Origin of the sequence: Streptococcus halichoeri (assembly GCF_009870755.1) — a bacterium.
GTDB lineage: Bacteria > Bacillota > Bacilli > Lactobacillales > Streptococcaceae > Streptococcus > Streptococcus halichoeri.
This window is the reverse complement of sequence record NZ_WLZU01000018.1, coordinates 20,310-41,452: the sequence shown is the minus strand read 5'-3', so window position 1 is coordinate 41,452 and position 21,143 is coordinate 20,310. Positions and strand designations below refer to the sequence as shown.

Here is a 21,143-nt window from a genome sequence, read left to right as displayed (position 1 = left end):
ACTATAGTATAACATACATTGCCGTTCACAACAACAAATAGAGATAAAAAAATCAAAAGAAATACCGCTGTTATCGCAAAAACAACCCCTGCGAAGTCAATTAACTGATAAACTCGGGATTATAACATAGAAGCTTGGAAATGGAGTAACAGGGCTTAAGACAAGACTTAAATCATTTCTTTTTTTGAACTTGGTCAGCTACTTCTTGGGAAAAAACCAGTATCACTTAGTCGACCTTAAAAACAAAAAGTGTTAAGCATTTGAACACAAATGAGCTAACTTAATATTATGAGCACATTTCAGATCATTCATAACTATGACCATCAAAGGCAGGTAAAAAATAGTAGAGCTTCCTAATCAAGCAAATACATAGCCGTCTAAACAACCAACAGCCCTATCAGCATCCTAAACATCATCAAAAAACACAGCGAAGCTCCTTTTTTATCAAGGAGCTTCGCTATGCTTTAGGCTGTTTTAGTGATAAGGTTAATTAGTTCACATAATCTAATTCTTGTGATTCTTTTAGCTTAACTGAAACAATTTTGGAAACGCCGGATTCTTGCATGGTTACGCCATAGATGCTATCTGCGGCAGCCATGGTTCCCTTACGGTGAGTGACCACAATGAATTGGCTGTCTTTGTCAAAACGGTTGAGGTAATCCCCAAAGCGCTTGACATTGGCTTCATCAAGTGCTGCTTCGACTTCGTCTAAGATGACAAATGGAATCGTCTTTACACGGATAATGGCAAATAATAGGGCCAAAGCCGATAAGGCTTTTTCACCACCTGACATCAGATTCAAGGATTGGATTTTTTTGCCTGGTGGTTGCACTGAAATCTCCACCCCCGATGCCAATAAATCTTTTTCTGTTAGAATCAAATCGGCAGAACCTCCGCCAAACATTTGCTTAAAGGTTTCTTTAAAGCTCTGACGAATGGCTTCAAAGGTCACTTTAAATCGGGCTTTTACCTCACTATCCATCTCCTCAATGGTCGAAAGTAGCATGTCACGCGCCTTAAGCAAATCAGCCTTTTGGCTGTTTAAAAAATTCAGACGCTGGCTGACTTCGTCATATTGTGCGATAGCATCCAAATTGATTGGTCCTAGGTTTTTGATGGCTTTTTGCAAGTGCCGTAAACTTTCTTTGGCTGCTACGGGTTCGCTGATTGCCTGCGCTAGCGATTTTGCTTCTTCAAAGGTGAGTTGGAAATCCTCTGACAAGGTGGTCGCTGCTTGTTTTAGGCGCTGGCTGATTTGTTCATTATCAGCCTCCCATTTGGTTTGCTGGCGAATATAGGCCTCGTTTTTTTGTTGTTCTTGTTGGAGTTTTTCTTCAAGTTCTTCTACTTGTGCTTGATAATCCTCTTGCTCGATCCGCAATTGAACCAGGCGCATTTCTTCGGCAGTTTTACGCTCACTAACAGCTTGCGCTTTGGCCTTTAATTCTGGCAGCTGATCAGCTTGATGCTCATCACTAGCTTGTGATAATGACCGGTTGAGCGCTAGTATCTCAGCTTGCACCTGCTCGATGTCTGTCTCTAAGCGTACTAAATTGCTTGTTTCGTAGCGTTGCTCATTTTGCAAATCACGCTCTTGTAATCTAGACTCGGCTAACTGCTGAGTTAGCTCTGCTTTTTTGGCATTAAGCGCCGTCTTATCATTTTTGATTTGATCAATGGCCTGCGTCAGCTGGGTCTTTTGTTCCTTAATGGTTTGCAGGGCCTGTTCGGTCTTTTCTTTTTGCTTTTGACGGGTATCTGAGGTCTGATTAGTGTGTTGCTGGTCCATCATGGCTAAGAGTGCCTTAGCTTCCGTCAACTGTTCTTGGGTTTGCTGCTGGTTAAATTCGGCTTTTTGCAGTTCCAAACGGGCCTGTTCCCCCTGCTCTTTAACCTTCTGTTGTTGCTCGCTTAGGTTCTGAAGGTTGGTCTGCAGTTTTTCGACCAGGGTCTCGTGTTGCCGCAGTTGGGTCTCAAGCTTGGTCAGGTCACTAGTGATCTGGTCTAATTCAGGCTTAATAAAGGTCGTATTATTTTGACGAAGGGAACCGCCTGAAAAAGAGCCACCTGGTCGCAACTCGGTTCCATCCAGCGTGACAATCCGGATCGCATAGCGGAGCGCTTTAGCTGCCTGATTAGCATGATCAACCTGATCAAAGATAGCAGTGGTTCCTAAAAGATTTGCAAAAATAGCAGATAGGTCACTCGAATAGCTAACCAGCTCTTGGGCTGTCCCTAGATAGCCAGGGCTCTTAGCAAGCACTGCCTGGTGGTGATCGGCTAAATGGCGTTCTTTAAGGGTCGTTAAGGGTAAAAAGGTGGCCCGGCCCAAGCGTTTTTGCTTCAAATAGTTGATGGCTCGCTTAGCTGATGCTTCATCAGCTACAATAATATGCTGGCTGCTAGCGCCCAGCGCTATTTCTAAGGCCGTTTGATAGCGAGGTTCAAACGTCAAATGCTCACTAACTGCCCCAAGAATGCCGCCTAGGCTAGCGGCCTCCTGGAGAACGGCGCGCACTCCAGCATAGAATTGGCTGTGATTCTTTTGAATCGCTTCTAAACTAGTCTTCTTGGCTTGCTTTGCCTTTTTATCATCTAAGCAGTTAAATAAATCTTGTTGAGCAGTTTGGTAATGAGATTGTTCTTGTTCAATCGTCTTGGTTAGCTGCTGATACTGATCAAGTAAGGTTTGTACCTGTGCTTGACAAGCTTTAAGCCTCGTGCTTCGCTCCTGGTTGTCTGCTTCTAGGTCTTCAACTCTAGCGCGAACCTGTTGCTCTTGACTCAGCCGCTCCTCTTGTGATGCTTCTTCGGTTGCTAACTCAGACTGAATCACAGTCAATTGATTGGACAAATCCGCTTCTTGCTTCATTAGTTGCACATAGTCTTCGCGCAGCTGTTCAATCAACTGGTCCGGATCACCAGCAAATTTGGCTACCTCATCAGTTAGGCTAGCGACCTGAGCCTGAATGGCAGTTAGTTGTCTGCTCAACTCTGTGAGCTGGGCTTGTTTGGCTGCCTGATCGGTCTGTAAGGCTGCCAAGTTTTGCTCAAGCTGGGCTAAACGCTGACTGCTTTCTTGACGCTTTTCTGCCTTTTGATGACTGTCTAAGGTAATCAACTCAATCTGACGCTCACAATCGCCCAAGCGTTTGGTTAACTGAAGCAGATTGGCCTGCTTTTCTTCCGACTCGCTTTGCAATTGCTGGCGCTTTTGCTTAAGATGTTGATGCTTAGCTTCAAGCGACTCGCGCATCAGGTAGTATTCCTTGAGCTCTGCTTGCAAATTAGCCAGGTTTTTAGCCAGCTCGGCTTGCTTAGCTTGATTGCCTGTAATATCATACACAAGCAAATCAAGTTGAGCTTGTTTACGTTTTGCTTCTAAGCTTTGAAATTGGCGAGCCACCTCCGCTTGCTTTGCCAAAGGAGCCAGCTGGTTTTCCAATTCATAAACAATATCATCTAGCCGATCAACATTGGCCTGGGTCTGATCCAATTTGTGTTTGGTTTCTTTTTTACGTGTCTTGTACTTTAAAACCCCAGCTGCCTCTTCAAAGATAGCGCGACGCTCTTCTGGCTTACTGTTAAAAATCTCTTCAACCCGACCCTGGGAAATAATAGAGAAAGAATCCCGCCCCAAACCAGTGTCTAAGAACAAATCATGAATATCACGAAGGCGCACTTTTTTGCCTGCAATTAAATAATCACTATCGCCATTTCGATAAATGTGGCGTTCCACTCGGATTTCCTTAGGGGCATTGCTGATAAAGCCATCAGAATTGTCAAGGACTACTGCCACCTGAGCAAAATTTAAGGGACTTCGTTTTTCTGTCCCTGCAAAAATAACATCTGGCATCTTACCACCACGAAGGCTCTTGGCACTGGATTCTCCCAATGCCCAACGCAAGCTTTCTGTAATATTACTTTTGCCCGAACCATTAGGGCCAACAACAGCTGTAACCCCACGATCAAACTCAACTTTGGTTTTATCGGCAAAGGATTTAAACCCTTGCATTTCAATTTCTTTTAAAAACATCTAACCCTCTTTCGAGTTTTGCCAATGCTATCTTAGCGGCATCTTGTTCTGCTAATTTTTTTGAGCGGCCTTGCCCTTGACTCAAAGGTTCTTGGTTAACCAGTACTTCAACGGTAAAGGCTTTGGCGTGGGCTGGACCTTCTTCGGCAATAACCTGATAATCAATAGTAACATCACCATGGGCTTGTAAAAGCTCTTGAAGACTTGTTTTGTAATCCTTGACGCGCTCATAGTTGCCTTTTTCTACTTGGGGAATCATCACCTGCTCTAAAAATTGCCGGACTTGCTCAACGCCTTGGTCCAATAGCAAAGCACCCAAAAATGCTTCAAACAGATCACCTAAAATGGTATCGCGGTTGCGACCGCCAGATTTTTCCTCTCCCTTGCCTAATTTGATAAATTCATCAAAGGAACAGTAGCGTGAAAAACCAGCCAGACTCTCTTCGCGCACAATCATCGAACGCATCTTAGACAAATCACCTTCAGGCTTATGAGGATATTTGGTAAAGAGGTACTCTGAGATAATTAATTGGAGAACGGCGTCTCCTAAAAATTCCAAACGTTCGTTATGTGAAATGTTTAGGAGGCGATGTTCGTTTGCGTATGAAGTATGAGTAAAGGCAGTTTCAAGCAAAGCTTTGTTTGTAAAATGAATGCCAAAAGCGTGGTATAAGACCTTCTCAAGTTTTTCCATGTTTTCTCCTTTTGCTGATGTCTACAGACCATCTTATTATAGCAAAAATTAGGTAAAAAATCCGCTTCGATTCTGTAACCAAAGCAGATTTTAGCTCTTTTTTTAAATATCTGTTAGCGGACAAGCCGTATCTGGTGATGTGTCTAAGACTGTAAAATCAGAGCCAACTGCCAAATCAGCCTGAGCCAGTTGATTTTCCATCGTCATATGGGCCAACTCTTTGATATTGTTTTCTTTGGACAGGTGACCAAGATAGATTTTCTTGGTTTTGTAGCCCATGCTACGAATCATTGCACCAGCACCGTCTTCATTTGACAAATGTCCATGGTCTGATAAGATGCGCTGTTTGAGCGGCCAAGGATAAGAGCCTGCTCGCAAAATCTCAACATCATGATTTGATTCGATGAGATAACCGTCAGCATTTTCGATTAAGCCACTCAAACGATCACTAACATAACCTGTATCTGTCAACATAACAAAAGACTTATTATCTTTCATAAAACGATAAAACTGTGGGTCAATAGCGTCATGACTAACACCAAAACTCTCAATGTCAATATCGCCAAATGTTAGCACCTTATCACGTTGAAAAATATGTTTTTGAGCAAAATCAAGTTTTCCGAGCATATTGCGTTGGTCAATAGCCTGCCAAGTTAGCTCATTGGCATAGACATCAAGCTGATACTTGCGGGCTAAAACACCAACACCTTTGATGTGATCAGAATGCTCATGTGTGATTAAAATAGCATCTAAATCTTCTGGGCGTCGATCTATTTCAGCTAATAGGCTCACGATTTTTTTCCCTGTCAGTCCGGCATCAATCAAAAGGCGCTGCTTTGGCGTCTCCAAATAAAAGCTATTTCCAGTAGAGCCTGAAGCTAATATACTATACTTAAAGCCGTTTGTCGTCATTATTTAGTCTAAATCATCCTCCCATTCATCATAACTAACAGCATCCTTATCATAAGGCAAAACAATGGTAAAGGTTGAGCCCTTGCCATAATCGCTCTTTGCCCAGATAAAACCATGATGCTGCTTAACAATTTCTTTAGCAATGGCTAGGCCAAGTCCCGTCCCGCCTTGGGCCCGACTTCTTGCCTTGTCTACCCGATAAAACCGATCAAAAATTAATGGTAAATCTTTCTTTGGAATGCCCAAGCCTTCATCAGAGATTGATACAATTAATTGGGTATCAGTCGTCTTCATTTTAACTGTTATTTCCCCCCCATCTGGCGAATACTTAATAGCATTATTCAAGATATTTTCAATAACCTGTGTCATTTTATCATTATCAATCTCTAGCCAAATCGAGGTTAAGGGATAATCGCGCACAATGTCGTAAGTTTTGCCTGTACCAGATGTATTTTGTGTGCGAACTAAATCAAAACGATTTAAAATTGACGTCATAAAGGCCGTAAAATTAGTCATTTCAACTGCTAACTGGGTAACCTGGTTGTCAATACGAGAAAGATTCAACAAGTCAGAAATCATCCGCATCATCCGGTTGGTCTCATCAAGTGAGACCTTGATGAAGCTTGGTGCAATCTCTTCTTTAAGAGCGCCTTCATCCAGCGCTTCCAAATAAGACTTAACTGAAGTTAGTGGCGTTCGCAACTCATGGCTGACATTTGAGACAAACAACCGCCGTTCACGCTCTTCTTTTTCTTGTTCTGTTGTATCATGCAATACAACAATCAAACCAGAGATGAAGCCGCTTTCGCGACGATTGAGCGCAAAACGTAAACGCAAGGAAATGAATTCACCCGTTTCATCACGGCGATTAAGGGTCACAATCGGGGTTTTTGACACCAAATCACGATAAGAATACGGCGTCTCACTATCAACCAAAAGGTCCGTAATGGATAAGTCTAAGGCTTGCTCCTTAGTTAAATCCAACTGTTTTTGGGCCGTTTCATTAATCATGGTAATCTTACCCGAACGATCTGTCGCCAAGACCCCGTCGGTCATATAAGCTAAGATACTGGCCAAGCGGTTCTTTTCTTGTGCTAAATTTTCATGAGTTAGGCGAAATACATCTGATAGGTCATTAAGTTGATAGGACAAATCCATCAACTCAACATCAGCTTTAACATCAATGTCATCGGTATAACGACCATTGATCAAATCACGAATCTTGTGGCTCAGCAAACGAATAATGCGGGCATTACGAAAATCACGCACAGCTAAGTAAACAAAATAAATGGCTACAAAAACCAGCAATAAAAGAATGGCTAATTCAAATAATGACAGGTTTCCGATAATGTCTTTAGTCATATGCTTTCATAAAGTAACCGACGCCGCGACGAGTTAAGATATATTCGGGGCGACTCGGTGTGTCTTCAATCTTTTCGCGCAGACGACGTACCGTCACATCCACGGTGCGCACATCGCCAAAGTAGTCATAGCCCCATACCGTTTCTAGCAAATGTTCGCGCGTCATCACTTGGCCCATGTGTTTAGCTAAATGGTAGAGCAATTCAAATTCACGGTGGGTTAATTCAACTTCCACGCCACGCTTTTTAGCGACAAAGGCATCTGGCACAATTTGCAAATTGCCAATGGTCATCTCTTGATTGCCAAGTGATGCATTTTCTTCAGCGACAGCTGTTTCAATCGTCTCCGTACGACGGAGGTGAGCTTTGACGCGCGCAAGCAATTCCCGGTTAGAAAAAGGCTTGGTAACATAATCATCAGCCCCTATCTCTAGTCCAATGACCTTGTCAAATTCGCTATCTTTTGCTGATAACATAATAATGGGGATATGACTTGTTTTGCGGATTTCTTTGGCAACCTCTAGACCATCCAATTCTGGCAGCATCAAGTCAAGGATGACCAAATCAGGTTTTTCGGCTTCATACAAAGCTACTGCTTCGCGCCCATCAAAAGCGGTGATGGTTTCATAGCCTTCCTTTGTTAGGTTAAATTTAATGATGTCTGAAATAGGCTTTTCGTCATCGACAATAAGAACTTTTTTCATTTTTGTACCTCAATCATTTAGCGTTTGACCTTTTCACTTGTATCATCCTAAATGGTTCCGTTTCCTATTTTATCTTCATAATTATACCAGAATTTCACAGCATATGACAATATCTGTCTACGTTTTAGAGTTATGTTGTTTTGAATAGCTCTCAAAAGCCTGGCTTCAGGCTTGGAAAATCGCTAGGCGCAGCTGTTTGCTTTGAAGTCGCCTAGTCACTTTCATTTTCCCTGCACAAAGGCCAGCTGTGACGAAGCTTCGCACAGAGTAATTTGACTTGGAATACGCAAGCTGCCCTTTGAACCCAATAATAACTACTGCGCCCTTTGCGGGCATAAAAGCCACGGTGACTAAAATAAGACCAAGCAAAATCAGCAGAAGATCGGTGTGTCCACCAGTGCAGACGCTTTGGCGAGCGAAAGCCCTTAATCATTTGTTTACGAAAAGCAGGATCATGTCGGTACACCGGGTCAACATCTAAATCCCAGTGACGCTGGCCGCGTGTCCCGTAATTAAAGCTGGCACCATTTACCACACCGCCTTGTGTTACCTTTTCAGCATCTACTTCATTAAGAAAATGACCCTCACTAGACAAAATAAACTCCGTATGAAAATGCATGAGAAGTTTGATATTATAAGCGACTCTGGCATCTGGAAAAATAGCTTGTCCATCTTTGAATGCCAATTTATTATGCAAACGCGCCGATTCAAACACCGAATAGTCCCTTTTCTTACCTGCTAGCCAGCCTCCTTTTTTCTTTCTGAGATAATGGATTAAGGCTCTACGATCGGTCATCTGGGCTTTTTTAAAATGGCTGCGCACATACTGAGCTTGCTGACTGGAGATGATATAGCGAAACTGGTGGAGCTGACGCTCCAAGATCCCTGCCTGAGCAAGTGTCTTACCTGGATAAGTCCGATTAACCAACAAAGCAAATTCAGACCAAAATGGCGCATCTGGAGCTAACTCAGGGTGAAAATGACGCAAAATAGCTTGTGTCTGCTGTAGCTCGCCTGATAGATCTTCTTTAGGCATTGCTACCAAAGTCATAATCATCTGGAGCAGAGCTTTGCCATCGTCTAATAAATAATGCTGCTGCCAAAACGCCAAAAAGACAGGTGAGCCAATCCGATAATCAATGTCTTCTTGCCCGGCAAACAAGGCCAGATCCGCTTTTTTCCAACCGATGCTAGCCAAAAAAACTAGCTTTTTATAACGTTCCTCAATCCCTGTAAGCAAAGCCCTCTCCTTTTTTGCAGCAACTATCACCTCCATTATAGCTTAAAGTCAACCTATCAGCCAAGTAAGAAATGGTAAAGCTGCACCTCAAAATACCTGCCTATTAAACAAAGAGACTAAAACCGTATGAAAGTAAGGCTTTTAAACCCTAATTTCATACGGTTTTACCAATTATTAGTGGTCGCATAGCTAGCTTGTGACTAGATGTGATTTAAAATTAGTTGAAATATAAGAGCACCCACTACTCCACCAACCAGTGGTCCAAACACCGGAATCCAAGCATAAGACCAATCTGAATTACCTTTATTAGGGATAGGCAGGAGTTGATGCATTAGCCTAGGGCCTAAATCACGCGCTGGATTGATGGCATAGCCAGTTGTTGCACCTAAGGAGAACCCCACTGCTGCAACTACTAAACCAACAAGCAAGGGGCCAAAACCAGCAGCTAATTTATTGGGCCCAATAGCCATGACTGTCACCACAAGGATTGCCGTACCAAGGGCTTCGCCAAAGAAGTTTGACCAAGTATGGCGAATAGCTGGTGCTGTTGAAAAACAAGATAAGATCGTAGTTGGGTCATCTGTTTCTTGCCAGTGTGGGTAATAGTGCAAATATAAGACAAGGGCCCCAAGCATCGCTCCTAACATCTGGGCCAAAAAATAGATTGGTACCTGAGCCCAAGGTAAACTGCCCACGCTAGCCAAAGCCAGGGTAACTGCTGGGTTTAAATGTGCCCCACTTATAAAACCAGTTACATAGACAGCAATGCTGACTGCCGCCGCCCAGCCCAAAACAATGGTCACCCAACCACTATTTTGGGCTTTTGTTTTATGAAGTACACAAGCCGAGATGACCCCATCACCTAGTAGGACAAGAATAAAAGTTCCTAGACACTCGCCAATAAAGTTCATCTGATGTCTCCTTATTTTTTGATTTCTAATTCCTTTAGCTGGGCTAAAATAGCCTCTTTAGCCACTCCGGCTTGAATTAGGGCTGCAGCTGTATAAGCCCCCTCAACAATTGGTACTTTAAGTACTGTGAGCGTTTTATCAGTAACATCTGCTGCCATCTCCAAATTCATACCAGCACTGCCTAAATCATAGAAGGCTAAAAGATCGTCTTGTGGATTCGCGTCGATTTTGGCTTGCACTTGTTCAAAACTAGTACCAATGCCACCATCTTCGCTACCACCGATATAAGTAATAGCCACATCTTGAGAGACTTCCAAGAGCAGATCCACAACCCCTTGGGCAATGTTTTTTGAGTGCGATACAATCACCATTCCTAGAGCTGTCATTAGGCCACCTCCGCTTCTAGCATTGCCTCAAAAAGAAGATAAGAGGAGTAAGCACCTGGATCTATATGCCCCACAGAACGCTCTCCCAGATATGAAGCCCGCCCCTTGGTCGCTTTGATGTCTTTTGTGGCTTGAGCGAACGCTGCGACAGCTTCTTTGGTCAATTCTCCCTGGCTAAGCGCCTCAATAACGGGTTGCCAAACATCGATCATGGTTTTTTCTCCAACCTGGGCTTTGCCCCGTTTTTGAATCATCTCAAGCCCCGCTTGCAAACAGTCTATAAGAGAAGCGCCATCAGCTGCTTTAGCCATGCCCATAAAGGCCGAACCATAAAGAGGACCTGATGCACCACCGACTTTGCTGACTAGTTGAGTTGCGATTATTTTAAAAACATCGCTAGCTTGATCAAATGTCTTGCCGCTCAGGCTTTCCATCACAGCAGCCATACCCCGAACCAGATTGCCGCCATGATCGCCATCTCCAATGGGGGTATCAAGCTCGCTAAGGTAGTCCTTATTAGCTTTTACTTTATCATTAAATAAGCTCATCCATGTTACTATTTTTGTCGTATCCATAAGTCCTCCTTACCAAGCTACCGTAGTGACTGGTGCTTTTAATGCTTCAATCCATGCTTGATCTTCACATCTTAATAAGGTTAGTGAAAGACCAGCCATATCCAGAGACGTCATGTAATCACCAATTTTTTTAAAAACGACATCCACACCTTTTTCTGCTAAGAGTTGGGCAACATCATTAGCAAAAACATATTCTTCCATAAGCGGTGTACTTCCTAAACCATTAATTAGCAGGGCAAACTGCTGACCAGCAGTCATTTGAAAGCTCGCAGCTAATTTATCAACTAATTCTTGCGCCAAAAGATGTGATGGCTGCATTTTTTCTCTCTTATAGCCAGGTTCGCCATGGATTCCCACCCCATACTCAAATTCGTCTTCACTAAGGACAAAGCCTGGCTTACCAACTTCAGGGACAGTTGCCCCTGATAAGGCTAAGCCAATGGTTTTGAGCTGAGGTACTAAGTTTTCTGCTAGGTGCTTGATTTGCGATAAACTCTGACCAGCTTGGGCAGCGTGACCTAAAATTTTATGCACAAGAACGGTACCGGCAACGCCGCGCCGGCCTTGGGTATAAAGACTGTCTTCCACAGCAATATCATCATCAACAATGATACTTGATACCTCAATTCCTTCCATTTCAGCAAGCTCCTGGGCCATCTCAAAATTCATGATATCACCAGAGTAATTCTTAATAACCATAAAGACACCCGCACCTTCATCAGCAGCTTTGATGGCCTCCAAAATGTGATCCGGAGTGGGAGAGGTAAAGACCGCTCCACAAACAGCGGCCGAAAGCATACCCGATCCGACAAAGCCAGCATGGGCTGGCTCATGGCCAGAACCACCGCCTGAAATAATAGCAACCTTGTGTGTTTTAGGAGCCTTGCGAACAATGACATCAAAACCATCCAAGCGCTCTACCAGGTCATCATGCATATAGGCCAACCCTTGAAGCATGTCATCAACGATGTGTGTTGGCTCATTCATAATTTTCTTCATCAGCAAATCCTCCATTTTTTGTTTACGCTTTCATTTTAACTTAACTTTTTCTTGCTGGTAAGGGACAATTATCACCATTTGTCCATATCTTTTTAAGGTAGCTTTTGATAAGCTATTAAGGAAGAGAACAAGAAATAAAGGAAAATTTAATGGCAACTTCTCTGATTACTAAAAAGCGTATTGCCAAGGCTTTCAAAAAACAGTTACAAGAAAAAAGCTTTGAAAAAATTTCAGTCGTAGACATTATGGACACTGCTGGAATCAGACGGCAAACTTTTTATAACCATTTTGTAGATAAATACGAGTTATTGGACTGGATCTTTGAGACTGAATTGCAAGAGCAAGTCACTAGTAATCTCAACTATATCTCTGGATTTAAACTGCTGGAAGAATTATTATTTTATATCCAAAGTAATCAGCATTTCTATGCCCAGCTCTTCAATATTGAAGGACAAAATGACTTTTACTCCTTTTTTGGGGATTATTGTATTATCCTAGTTGAAAAAATCATCAAGGAAGAAGAGGACAAGCAAGCCCTGTCATTAACAGATGACTACAAAACCTTTTTAATTCATTACCACGCTAATGCTCTTGCTACGGTCATCAAACACTATGTTAATCACGAAGAAGTCCTTCCCCAGATAAGTGACCTTAAAGCCATTATTTTAAAAACCTTACAAGACATATAGGAGCATAATCATGGTAACTATTATGAACCACGTCAGTCAAACGTTCGAACAGTATATAGACGGCATCTTAGCTGCTCAGCCTCATTTAGCCAAATTAGGCCGGTGGCCTATCATTTATAATCGGCATCTTGATCACGATAGTGTGCCCATCCTCTCTGGCGGCGGCTCTGGCCATGAGCCAGCCCATGCCGGATTTGTTGGCAATGGCATGCTCAGTGCAGCCATTTATGGTGAGCTCTTTGTACCACCAAAACCTGAAGCCATTTTAAAAGCCATTCGTTTTTTAGACCAGGGCAAGGGTGTCTTTATCATCATCAAAAATTTTGAAGCTGATATAGCCTCCTTTCAAACGGCTATTCACACGGCTAGACAAGAAGGGCACAATATCAAGTATATTATCTCGCATGATGATATTTCTGTTGAGCCCAAACAACAATTTGCAATGCGGCATCGCGGTTTGGCTGGCACCATTTTACTCCACAAAATTCTAGGTGCAGCTGCCAAGAGTGGTGCAAGTTTGACTGAGCTAGAAGCCCTGGCCTTTGAAGTGGCTACCGAAACAGCTACGATTGGCTTTGCCACCAAATCCGCCAGTCTACCTGGCACTCAGCAGCCGCTTTTTGCATTAAACAACAACCAGATTGCCTTTGGTATTGGCATTCATGGTGAAGAAGGTTACCGTCAAGTTGACTTTCATTCTTCAGAGCAATTGGCCATTGAGATTATGAATAAGTTACACATTAAATTTCATTGGCAAGAAGGGCAACACTTTATCTTACTGGTTAACAATCTGGGAACAGCAACTGACTTAGAACAGGGTATCTTCCTAAATGATATGCACCAACTACTAGAACTAGAAGGTCTGCAGCTGCCCTTTATCAAAAATGGAAAATTCATGACCAGCCTTGATATGACAGGCATTTCAGTTACTCTTTGCCGGCTTAAGAGTCAAAGCTGGCTTACTTACCTACAAGCCCCTACCAATGCCTATGCTTGGTAATAGGGCACGGCAAAAGACAGTAGTTCGTACTACTGCCTTTTCATTTATTGATGCTGACTTTGGTCTGTCTTTTTACAGCTAGCACTCTTTTGGGTCAACTTATCTCGTCTAAGAGCCTGCGCTCTCATAAGCAGCCAAGCCCCATTTCCACAGTTTGAGCGATACGGCAAACACAAGCAAGGAAATAACCATCAAACCACCGATATTAAAAAGGAAGTTCTGTCCTGTCAAAAAGTAGGATGCCGGATAATAAGCCGTAAAGGCAAAAGGAATGAGAAAACTAAGCACCCACTTCAATAACGAATTATAAATGGACATGGGGTATTTGGCAAAGTCATTAAACATGTAAAAGATATAAATGACTGCTCCTGATTGCTTAGTCCAAAAGGAAATACTAGCGGTCGCGATTTTTAAAGAGGTATAAATCAAGGTAGCAAAGGGAATGGCTATCACAAAAAGCACTAGCTTAGGGAGCGTCCAGGTAAGAGAGCCAACCGTTGTAGACAGCAAGATAATCCCAACCAGTAGTTCCCCCAGAGCATCCACTTGAAAGGTTTCTACCAAGACATGAAATAAAGGGCTAATCGGTCTGGTCAGATATTTATCAAATTCTCCTTTACGAACCAGGCGCTGCCCCAAAGCCCAGAGGTTGTCAAAAAAGAGGTGGTCAATGCCCTTTGGGATGAGAGAAAAACCATAGATAAAGGCAATCTGCTCAAAGGTCCAACCTTCTAACGCCGGGATATGCTGAAACAGCACATTTAAAAAGAGCAAATTCAGTCCTTGAGTCAGGAAAACCCCCAGCACTCCTACCACAAAATCAACCTTATATTCCAAGATTTGCTTGAGGTATTGCTTGATAAAAATCGCATGCATACGTCTGATTTTTGCCATCTCATCCTCCTTGAATCGTTAACTGATACTGCACTTTTTTCCAAATCAGCTGGGATAATACCACCATCACCAAAAGCCAAAAAAGCTGTAAACCTAGAGCAAGCCCGATTTGACGCAAGTTATATTTTCCAATCACAATCATCACTGGCGTATAAACTAAAGAAGAAAAGGGCAGAAAACTAAGGACGTTTGCCACAACTTTTGGGAAAAAGGCCAAAGGAATCAAGCTTCCAGACATAAAGGAAACTAAAGCATTTTTTAGCAAATTAGAACCCCAAAGGTTCTTAAAAACAAATGCTGTAAAGCCAAAACAAATATTAAAATAAAAATTAATTAAAAAGGCCAGCAAAAGACTAAGCAAATACAAAAAAATACTCGCTAATACTTGCCAAAATGGTAGCCCTGCCATCACTCTGACACCAGATATGACCAACAAAAAAGGTAGCCCCACACTAATCAAAACAATCCAGCGAAAGCCAATTTCCATAAAAAGATAAGAAGCGGCAAAATGAACCGGGCGCAGCAGGCGCATAATAATCGAGCCATCCTTAACTTCTTCACCAATCATAAAAGAACTGTCTGACTTAGTCAACAAGGTGGTGACAAAACTCATGATAATGTAAAACGTCATATCTGACAGAGTAAAACCATTAATCAAGGGTTGCTTAGCAGAATCAAAAACAGCCTTCCAAAGGTAGAAAGCCACAAAAGCTCCCATAACATCACCAAGGCGGTACAAAAAGAAATTGACACGGTAGGTGATCAATTCCTGAATACCAGCACTGATAAAGGGCCTATAACGTTTCCAAAATGATAGCATCTTAGAGCTCCTTTCGGTAAAAGCGACGGACAATATCCTCAATGTTAACGTCAGCCATTTTCAAGTCCCTAACGGCAAAGTCAGCCAGAGTCTTTTGAATAATCTCTGCCGTTTGGTAACGCGAACTATCGTACTTTATATCCAAAACAAGGTCCTGCCGGATTACTGTTATATCAGGTAGCCCCGCAAAGGAGGAGACTAGCTGCTCTTGACCTGGTTTTAGTTCAAAGGTCAAGCTTTTTTGTTTGCCAAATGTTTGCTTTAATTGCCTTACTGTGCCATCAAAGATTTCTTTTCCCTTATCAATCATAATCAACCGATCACACAATTGCTCAATATCACTCAAATCATGAGTGGTTAGTAAAATCGTTGTCGCTTCTTCTTGATTTATCTGCGTAATGGCACGACGAATGTTATCCTTCACCGAAACATCCAAGCCAATGGTCGGCTCATCTAGAAATAAAACCTTAGGATTATGTAGCAATGACGCCGCAATATCAGCCCGCATGCGCTGACCAAGCGATAAAGTGCGAACAGGATCTTTGATGAAATCATTGAGGTCTAAAACGTCATTTAAAAAGGCCATTCGTTTGTGAAAAACCTGGTCAGGCACATCATAAATTTCCTTTAAGACTGTATAGGTTTCCTGCAAAGCTAAGTCCCACCACAGTTGTGTTCGTTGTCCAAAAACAACCCCAATATCTTTGACATAGTCTTGGCGATTATCTTGTGGGATTTTGCCATTAATACGACAATAACCTGACGTTGGTTTTAAAATGCCAGTTAGCATCTTAATTGTCGTTGATTTGCCAGCGCCATTAGCCCCAATAAAGCCCATGATTTGCCCTTTTGGTATCTCAAAAGTTAGGTCCTTGACCGCTTCAAAGTTGGTCTTTTGCGGATGCACAAAAGATTTCAAGGCACCCTTTAACCCAGGCTCTTTTCTTATTTTAGAAAAGGTTTTGTGAAGATGAGATACTTCTATCATTGCCATTACAATCACACTCCATTATTACACTATCATAACATCTTAATGAACTTTATTATAACAAGTTAAAATAGCTTGCGCAAGCGTTTTCCAAAGCAGCAAAAAAAGAAGCCGCACAGCTTCTTTTCAGTTGATATTAGTTGTCTTGTGGGCGGGATTTACGTGCAATATCGGCTAAGATGGTCTCTACAAATTGATCAACAGTTTCTGTATGGGTTGCCTTACTGCCGTAGCGGCGGACATTGACTGATTTATCTTCCATTTCCTTGTCCCCAACGATTAATTGGTAAGGGATCTTGCTGGTTTGAGAAGCACGAATCTTGTACTGCATTTTTTCATTGCGCTCATCCACATCGACGCGCACGCCATGATCACGTAAAGTTTTTGCCACTTGCCAAGCATAGTCAATGTGTGCTTCGTTAGAAATTGGGATAACCGTAACTTGGTGTGGAGCCAACCAGGTTGGGAAAGCACCCTTGTAAGTCTCAATCAAGATCGCTGTAAAGCGTTCCATGGTTGAGATGACTCCGCGGTGAATCATGACTGGACGGTGCTCTTCCCCATCAGCTCCAATGTAAGACAGGTTAAAGCGTTCTGGTAACAAGAAATCCAACTGGATGGTGGAGAGGGTTTCTTCATTACCAAGGGCCGTTTTAACCTGAATATCCAGTTTTGGTCCGTAAAAGGCAGCTTCGCCTTCTGCTTCGAAATAGTCGACGCCCATGTCGTCCAGCGCAGCCTTGAGCATGCTTTGTGCATTTTCCCACATCTCATCATCGTCATAATATTTATGTGTATCTTTGGGATCCCGATAGGACAAACGAAAACGATAGTCTGTTAAGTTGAAGTCCTCATAAACATCAATGATTAATTGCAGGGCACGTTGGAATTCTTCGTGGATCTGCTCTGGTGCTACAAAGATGTGACCGTCATTAAGCGTCATCTCACGAACACGTTGCAAGCCAGATAAGGCACCAGATTTTTCATAGCGGTGCATCATCCCAAGCTCTGCGATCCGAATCGGCAACTCACGGTAAGAATGCACGCGGTTTTTATAGACCTGAATGTGATGCGGGCAGTTCATGGGACGTAGAACAAACTCCTCACCGTCTCCCATATCCATGGTTGGGAACATGTCTTCGCGATAGTGATCCCAGTGACCAGAAGTTTTATAAAAGTCAACAGAGGCCATTGGTGGTGTGTAGACATGTTGGTAACCAGAAGCTAATTCTTTGTCCGTGATATAACGCTCAAGCGTCCGACGAATCGTCGCACCATCTGGTAGCCAAAAAGGTAAACCTTGACCGACCTCTGGATTAATCATGAACAAGTCCAACTCTTTACCCAGTTTGCGATGATCACGTTCTTTTGCTTCTTCTAGCCGGGTCAAATAAGCCTTGAGATCTTTTTTGTCAAACCAAGCGGTGCCATAAACCCTTTGCATCATGTTATTGTCACTGTTACCGCGCCAGTAAGCACCAGCTACATTGAGCAGGTGGAAGACTTGGATCCGACCTGTTGATGGTACGTGAGGGCCACGGCAAAGATCGACAAACTCGCCTTGACGATAAACCGTTAAACCAGCAGCATCGTCAGCGTGCTCTTTGATTAATTCGACTTTGTAGGGGTCATCTTTAAATAAGTCTAGGGCTTCTTCCTTGGACAATTCCTCACGGATACAAGGATAATTTTCTTTGACAATTTTACGCATTTCTTCTTCAATGCGGGGCAGATCTTCGTTAGAAATCTGGCCTTGGGCATTGTCAGTATCATAGTAAAAGCCATCTTCAATAGCAGGGCCTACTCCTAGGTGTAAATCAGGAAAGAGGCGTTTTGCTGCTTGAGCAAACAAATGAGCCGCTGAATGACGAAGAACACCCAAGGCATCCTCGTGCTCGGGAGTCACGATTTCAATACTGCCGTCTTCTGTAATAGGGCGATTGGTATCTATTAAGTGGCCGTTAAATTTCCCGGCTAAGGCTTTTTTGGCCAAGGATTTGCTGATGGATTCAGCGATTGCAACGGTTGTGATTCCTTTTGCATATTCGCGCACGGCACCATCTGGAAATGTTATATTAATCATCGTCTTCTCCTTAATCAAGCATTTTTCTCAAGTCACATTTTATCAAAACAAGCTCCTCTTCAAGCGAACTTACACTGAGCTTAGCTGTTGCTGCCAAAACACCTCACTACTTTGGTTAGTCTCTCAAAAAGAAAAACCACATCCTATATCAGGACGCGGTTGCGTGGTTCCACCTTCATTCATCCAACAAAAAAACTAGCATTCTCATGTTGAACCTCAAGCGGCGATAAGGGAACCACCCTTTTATGTTTGCATAAAATCATGGAAGGAGTATTAAGTTAGTCTATTTTGCGCTCTTTTCACCAACCAGCGCTCGCTTATCACAAATAAAGGGTAACTTAACGTGTCTTCATGCTTATTATATCAATTTTTCTACAGATTTCAAGTCCCTATCTTAAAAATCCACCAGACCATTTTGCCACCCAGTAAGCTTAAGCACAAGCGTGCCTTGTTAATCTAAAAAATCACGGATCGCATTGACCATTTTTAAGGGCGCCTTGACGACTTTGACCGACGTTTTAGCCGTAGCTTTGACAGCTCTTTGCGGAAGATGAATGGCTTGTGCGACCAGCTTGATGGGCTCATGCTTTTCTGGACTATTGATATATAAGCTTAAACGCTTGTGCTTTTGCTCTGATTTAGCAATGAGGGTGTCCAAATAAAAGGTATAGATGGATTGGCCAAAATGCTGAGCAGAAATTTCATAGCGCTTTTGCTCTAATAGCAGCGGATCCATGTCGGGCGTGACATTGATGGCATCAATGATGGCAGCGGGAATGTCTTCTTCGCGATAAAACAAGGTTCCAAACATTTTATGGGAAATCAAATCATCCAAATAAGGATTGCCATGAGCGATGATGGGTTTGCCACTCGCCAAACTCTCAATATAAGTCAAACCTTGGGTTTCACTAGTTGAAGCACTGATAAAAAAGTCACAGGCCTTATAATAATGGGCCACTTGCTCATGGGGAATCATCCCAGTAAAAATAACATGGCTGGTCATTTTTAATTGCTCTGCCAATTCTTGTAAGGTTGACAGGTAAGGGCCATCACCAACAATCACCAGTTTTATCTTTGGATTTTCTGCGATAACTTGGGGAAATTGAAACAAGATTGCCTGGATATTTTTTTCATACGACACACGAGATAAACTTAAAAGCATCTTATCATCAGGAGCTAGGCCTAAGTTAGCTTTTAAATTAGCAACCATTTCTTGGGTAATATCATCTTGAATATAATTTTCTACAGGAATTCCTGTTGGAATCACACGCTTAGGAATCTTAATCTCATAGCCTTCTAGCAAATTAAGCACAATTCTACTTGGACAGACAACACCATCCAAGTCTTTGAGGTAATTGCGCAAAATCGGCTTTACCATACTTGGTCTGATGAGCTTGCCATTGGCAATATATTTAACATAGTCTTCATATTGTGTGTGATAGGTGTGTACCACTGGAATCCGTAAGGCCTTGCCAATCATTTTGCCTAATAAGCCTAAGCTAAATTCAGTCTGAGTATGAATAATATCTAAGTGGTAGTCTTTAGCAATTTTATATGAGGAGACTAATCCACGGTAGACCACGCGCCGATCAGTAAAAGAAATAAAAGGAACGCTTGGCAAACGGATAATGGTGGGATCTTCAAAACGCTTGACATTCTTATCGGTGGTGGTAAAAATATAGACTTCATGACCTTCTTTTTCCAACTCTTCTTTCAGGGTTCTAATACTGGTCGACACGCCTGAAACTTGTGGAAAATAGGTGTCTGTAAATAATCCGACACGCATACTATAACTCCATTACTTTTTGATAGACGTTTATTAATTCTTTGGCAATTTGTTCGAGATTTCGGCTTTGTGCTACAGCATAGCCTGCATCGCGTTTATCTGATTGATTACTCAATATCCGCTCTAGTGCTTCTTTAAAGCCAGTAGCATCAGCTGCTAACTCCGCACTATCACTAGAAATCCAACCATGGTAGACGGGGATGTCCCGCAAGACCAGTCTTTGACGGCTGGCTAAGGCTTCTAAAACAACAATGCCTTCTGTTTCTTCTCGACTAGGAAAGAAAAAGGCATCAGCTCCGGTCATGGCACCTTCATACACAGGACCTTTAATATAGCCGGGAAAGCGGACATTTTTGGGGTGCTTACTGGACACAAGTCTTCTAACCTTTCGCGGAATCACCCAGCGGTTGGTTTCACCAAACCAAATAAACTGCACCTCCGGTAATTCTCTTGCAACGCGGACAAAATCATCAATTCCCTTTCGCATAAAATAGAGGCCCGCCCCAATAACCACTTTTTCTTCCCTGGCCAACTGAAAATGGTCCCTAAAAGCTTGTTCTTTAACAGGATCAGCCTGATACTGTGTTAAATCAATTCCGTTTGAAATCGCATAAATGGGAGTTGTGATGCCATAATTCTGAATCAAAGTCTTGGAATACTCTGTCGGTGTAATAATAGCATCTGCTGTCTTATAAAACAAGCATAAATAACGCCTAAAAAAAGGGGCAATAAAATTAGAAAAAACAAAAGAGTTGCGGAAGTCTTCTTCAGTCGAATGACCATGCATAATCACTTTTTTACCTTGCTTTTGAGCACGTTTCATCAAACGCCAGCTCTTTATACCATAGGTATTAATATGCACAAGATCATAGTCATCATTAGGGTCCACTGTAAAGGCTTGGCCGACTAGGGCTAAGGCTTTTGCTTGGTGTTTAATTGCCCGTCCGATGCCCGACTTGGTTAAAAAACCTTCAGCTTCTAAATATAGTAAGACTTTCATAATGACTATTATAGCCTATTTCAGTGTAATTTTCACTAAAGATGACAAAAATCAACCCTTGGGCT

The 21,143-nt window shown here is 42.5% G+C and carries 18 protein-coding genes; 2 read left to right on the top strand and 16 right to left on the bottom strand.

What is annotated here, in order from left to right; translation table 11 throughout:
* Positions 1 to 490: 490 nt before the first annotated feature.
* From smc to dhaK, 10 genes are all read right to left on the bottom strand, one after another.
* Entirely contained in the window at positions 491 to 4,036 is a 3,546-nt protein-coding gene (smc, locus tag GWD08_RS05810) for a chromosome segregation protein SMC (RefSeq protein WP_159564712.1), read from the bottom strand.
* Entirely contained in the window at positions 4,017 to 4,730 is a 714-nt protein-coding gene (rnc, locus tag GWD08_RS05805; protein WP_159564710.1) for a ribonuclease III, read from the bottom strand. The genes smc and rnc overlap by 20 nt, the downstream gene beginning before the upstream one ends.
* Before the next feature lie 102 nt (positions 4,731 to 4,832).
* Positions 4,833 to 5,642, bottom strand: coding sequence for an MBL fold metallo-hydrolase (locus GWD08_RS05800; protein ID WP_159545784.1), 810 nt, complete (start codon positions 5,640 to 5,642; stop codon positions 4,833 to 4,835).
* Positions 5,643 to 5,645: 3 nt separating this feature from the next.
* Positions 5,646 to 7,004, bottom strand: a complete 1,359-nt coding sequence (gene vicK, locus GWD08_RS05795) for a cell wall metabolism sensor histidine kinase VicK (protein ID WP_159564708.1) — start codon at positions 7,002 to 7,004, stop codon at positions 5,646 to 5,648.
* Positions 6,997 to 7,707, bottom strand: a complete 711-nt coding sequence (gene yycF, locus GWD08_RS05790) for a response regulator YycF (protein WP_159545788.1) — start codon at positions 7,705 to 7,707, stop codon at positions 6,997 to 6,999. The genes vicK and yycF overlap by 8 nt, the downstream gene beginning before the upstream one ends.
* A gap of 211 nt (positions 7,708 to 7,918) precedes the next feature.
* Positions 7,919 to 8,983: a DUF3114 domain-containing protein gene (locus GWD08_RS05785; protein WP_159564706.1), complete on the bottom strand. Its 1,065-nt coding sequence runs from the start codon at positions 8,981 to 8,983 to the stop codon at positions 7,919 to 7,921.
* A gap of 164 nt (positions 8,984 to 9,147) precedes the next feature.
* Complete coding sequence (locus tag GWD08_RS05780; RefSeq protein ID WP_159550204.1) at positions 9,148 to 9,858, bottom strand: MIP/aquaporin family protein; 711 nt, start codon at positions 9,856 to 9,858, stop codon at positions 9,148 to 9,150.
* Positions 9,859 to 9,869: 11 nt separating this feature from the next.
* Complete coding sequence (gene dhaM / locus GWD08_RS05775; RefSeq protein ID WP_159550207.1) at positions 9,870 to 10,244, bottom strand: dihydroxyacetone kinase phosphoryl donor subunit DhaM; 375 nt, start codon at positions 10,242 to 10,244, stop codon at positions 9,870 to 9,872.
* Entirely contained in the window at positions 10,244 to 10,819 is a 576-nt protein-coding gene (gene dhaL / locus GWD08_RS05770; RefSeq protein WP_159545796.1) for a dihydroxyacetone kinase subunit DhaL, read from the bottom strand. Before dhaL ends, dhaM begins: the two co-directional genes overlap by 1 nt.
* Before the next feature lie 9 nt (positions 10,820 to 10,828).
* A complete protein-coding gene (dhaK, locus tag GWD08_RS05765; protein WP_159564704.1) occupies positions 10,829 to 11,818 on the bottom strand; it encodes a dihydroxyacetone kinase subunit DhaK in 990 nt (329 codons plus the stop codon).
* Positions 11,819 to 11,967: 149 nt separating this feature from the next.
* Between dhaK and dhaS the strand changes: the two genes are divergently transcribed.
* On the top strand, positions 11,968 to 12,507 hold the full coding sequence (dhaS, locus tag GWD08_RS05760) for a dihydroxyacetone kinase transcriptional activator DhaS (protein ID WP_159560746.1): 540 nt from the start codon (positions 11,968 to 11,970) through the stop codon (positions 12,505 to 12,507).
* A 10-nt stretch (positions 12,508 to 12,517) separates the two neighbouring features.
* Positions 12,518 to 13,507: a DhaKLM operon coactivator DhaQ gene (gene dhaQ, locus GWD08_RS05755; RefSeq protein WP_159564702.1), complete on the top strand. Its 990-nt coding sequence runs from the start codon at positions 12,518 to 12,520 to the stop codon at positions 13,505 to 13,507.
* Positions 13,508 to 13,615: 108 nt separating this feature from the next.
* Here dhaQ and GWD08_RS05750 read toward each other — a convergent pair whose 3' ends face one another.
* The 6 genes from GWD08_RS05750 to GWD08_RS05725 all read right to left on the bottom strand — a co-directional run bounded on the left by GWD08_RS05750 (position 13,616) and on the right by GWD08_RS05725 (position 21,078).
* Positions 13,616 to 14,401 (bottom strand): ABC transporter permease, encoded by a 786-nt coding sequence (locus GWD08_RS05750; RefSeq protein WP_159564700.1) that lies wholly within the window; start codon positions 14,399 to 14,401, stop codon positions 13,616 to 13,618.
* A 1-nt stretch (position 14,402) separates the two neighbouring features.
* A complete protein-coding gene (locus GWD08_RS05745; RefSeq protein ID WP_159545800.1) occupies positions 14,403 to 15,221 on the bottom strand; it encodes an ABC transporter permease in 819 nt (272 codons plus the stop codon).
* A gap of 1 nt (position 15,222) precedes the next feature.
* Positions 15,223 to 16,215, bottom strand: coding sequence for an ABC transporter ATP-binding protein (locus GWD08_RS05740; protein ID WP_159564698.1), 993 nt, complete (start codon positions 16,213 to 16,215; stop codon positions 15,223 to 15,225).
* 130 nt (positions 16,216 to 16,345) lie between these two features.
* On the bottom strand, positions 16,346 to 18,292 hold the full coding sequence (thrS, locus tag GWD08_RS05735; RefSeq protein ID WP_159560762.1) for a threonine--tRNA ligase: 1,947 nt from the start codon (positions 18,290 to 18,292) through the stop codon (positions 16,346 to 16,348).
* Between the two features lie 451 nt (positions 18,293 to 18,743).
* Complete coding sequence (locus GWD08_RS05730) at positions 18,744 to 20,078, bottom strand: glycosyltransferase family 4 protein (protein ID WP_159564696.1); 1,335 nt, start codon at positions 20,076 to 20,078, stop codon at positions 18,744 to 18,746.
* Between the two features lies 1 nt (position 20,079).
* Positions 20,080 to 21,078: an LTA glycolipid anchor biosynthesis glycosyltransferase, IagA/BgsA family gene (locus GWD08_RS05725; RefSeq protein WP_159564694.1), complete on the bottom strand. Its 999-nt coding sequence runs from the start codon at positions 21,076 to 21,078 to the stop codon at positions 20,080 to 20,082.
* Between the last annotated feature and the right edge of the window lie 65 nt (positions 21,079 to 21,143).

Excerpts from the sequence above, each read along its gene's own strand:
- smc (WP_159564712.1), bottom strand. The coding sequence starts at position 4,036 with ATGTTTTTAAAAGAAATTGAAATGCAAGGGTTTAAATCCTTTGCCGAT.
- rnc (WP_159564710.1), bottom strand. The coding sequence starts at position 4,730 with ATGGAAAAACTTGAGAAGGTCTTATACCACGCTTTTGGCATTCATTTT.
- GWD08_RS05800 (WP_159545784.1), bottom strand. The coding sequence starts at position 5,642 with ATGACGACAAACGGCTTTAAGTATAGTATATTAGCTTCAGGCTCTACT.
- vicK (WP_159564708.1), bottom strand. The coding sequence starts at position 7,004 with ATGACTAAAGACATTATCGGAAACCTGTCATTATTTGAATTAGCCATT.
- yycF (WP_159545788.1), bottom strand. The coding sequence starts at position 7,707 with ATGAAAAAAGTTCTTATTGTCGATGACGAAAAGCCTATTTCAGACATC.
- GWD08_RS05785 (WP_159564706.1), bottom strand. The coding sequence starts at position 8,983 with ATGGAGGTGATAGTTGCTGCAAAAAAGGAGAGGGCTTTGCTTACAGGG.
- GWD08_RS05780 (WP_159550204.1), bottom strand. The coding sequence starts at position 9,858 with ATGAACTTTATTGGCGAGTGTCTAGGAACTTTTATTCTTGTCCTACTA.
- dhaM (WP_159550207.1), bottom strand. The coding sequence starts at position 10,244 with ATGACAGCTCTAGGAATGGTGATTGTATCGCACTCAAAAAACATTGCC.
- dhaL (WP_159545796.1), bottom strand. The coding sequence starts at position 10,819 with ATGGATACGACAAAAATAGTAACATGGATGAGCTTATTTAATGATAAA.
- dhaK (WP_159564704.1), bottom strand. The coding sequence starts at position 11,818 with ATGAAGAAAATTATGAATGAGCCAACACACATCGTTGATGACATGCTT.
- dhaS (WP_159560746.1), top strand. The coding sequence starts at position 11,968 with ATGGCAACTTCTCTGATTACTAAAAAGCGTATTGCCAAGGCTTTCAAA.
- dhaQ (WP_159564702.1), top strand. The coding sequence starts at position 12,518 with ATGGTAACTATTATGAACCACGTCAGTCAAACGTTCGAACAGTATATA.
- GWD08_RS05750 (WP_159564700.1), bottom strand. The coding sequence starts at position 14,401 with ATGGCAAAAATCAGACGTATGCATGCGATTTTTATCAAGCAATACCTC.
- GWD08_RS05745 (WP_159545800.1), bottom strand. The coding sequence starts at position 15,221 with ATGCTATCATTTTGGAAACGTTATAGGCCCTTTATCAGTGCTGGTATT.
- GWD08_RS05740 (WP_159564698.1), bottom strand. The coding sequence starts at position 16,215 with ATGGCAATGATAGAAGTATCTCATCTTCACAAAACCTTTTCTAAAATA.
- thrS (WP_159560762.1), bottom strand. The coding sequence starts at position 18,292 with ATGATTAATATAACATTTCCAGATGGTGCCGTGCGCGAATATGCAAAA.
- GWD08_RS05730 (WP_159564696.1), bottom strand. The coding sequence starts at position 20,078 with ATGCGTGTCGGATTATTTACAGACACCTATTTTCCACAAGTTTCAGGC.
- GWD08_RS05725 (WP_159564694.1), bottom strand. The coding sequence starts at position 21,078 with ATGAAAGTCTTACTATATTTAGAAGCTGAAGGTTTTTTAACCAAGTCG.